This window comes from Streptomyces sp. SID3212 (genome assembly GCF_009865405.1).
In the GTDB taxonomy this organism is placed as follows: Bacteria; Actinomycetota; Actinomycetes; order Streptomycetales; family Streptomycetaceae; genus Streptomyces.
Genome location: NZ_WWJY01001093.1, coordinates 1 through 871, shown reverse-complemented (window position 1 = coordinate 871; position 871 = coordinate 1). Strand labels below are relative to the sequence as shown.

At 72.3% G+C, this 871-nt stretch carries 2 protein-coding genes; both read right to left on the bottom strand.

The genetic code is table 11. The features are described from left to right. Nucleotides 1-44 precede the first annotated feature (44 nt). Nucleotides 45-314 carry a DUF4031 domain-containing protein gene (locus GT042_RS32455; RefSeq protein ID WP_161312271.1) on the bottom strand — a complete coding sequence of 90 codons (270 nt, stop codon included), beginning with the start codon at nt 312-314 and terminating at the stop codon, nt 45-47. After that, nucleotides 311-715 (bottom strand): hypothetical protein, encoded by a 405-nt coding sequence (locus tag GT042_RS32450; RefSeq protein ID WP_161312270.1) that lies wholly within the window; start codon nt 713-715, stop codon nt 311-313. Before GT042_RS32450 ends, GT042_RS32455 begins: the two co-directional genes overlap by 4 nt. Nucleotides 716-871 lie beyond the last annotated feature (156 nt).

The window sequence follows — 871 nt, the reverse complement described above, 5'->3', positions numbered from 1 at the left end:
AGCCCGTCCGGCGATTGAGGACAAAAGCACGGCCGCCAGGCCGGTCAAGAGGACGGGCGGCCCTTTGGGCGGCGGAGGCCCGCCTCCGTGATCCGGCGGACCAGTTCCTTCGAGCCCACCCGCACCGCCCCCGCCCCCACCGCATCCTCGTACCGATGCGCCGGCACGTCGTAATGGTCCCGTTCGAACGCTCGCTCCGGGCACCCGATCGACGCGGCGAACGCGTGCAGTTCCTCGAAGGACACGTCGCTGACCAGGTGCGACCACATCCGGCCGTGGCCGGGCCAGGTGGGCGGGTCGATGTAGACGGTCACAGGGCATCGCCCCCGTCAGCAAAACCCCCGCCAGCATCGCGCAGCGCCCCCACCCGCGCCACCACCACCGCCTCCTTCGCGCACACCCAGTGCGGATCCGCGCCCAGCTCCGGCTCCACCTCCAGCGCGTGCGGCTCGACCGTGACGCAGACCGGGCAGAGGGGCCAGCGGCCGTAACGTTCCAGCAGGGCGTCCTGGACGTCCTGCGCCACCAGGCCGGCCACGAAGCCCACGCCCTCCGGCCACTGCTCGACCCACCAGCGGCGGTGCGACACCGCGTCCTCCACCAGCGACACGATCTCGGCCTCCGCGACCCCGGACGCGGCGAGGTCGGCCAGGACCAGGGCCCTGGCGCCGTGCAGCGCCTGCTCCAGCGCGTTGTCGTTGTTCACTTCGTCCATCCCCTCATTGTCCCTCCACGGGCTTGACCCCCGACCGTGTCCGAAAATATCTTTCAGCCATGACCCAGGACGTGAAGGAAAGTTTCAGCGCGGCCCGCGCGGCCACCGGCGCGGCCCCCGGAACGAGCGCCCCGCCCGCGCCCGCGGCCCTCGCCG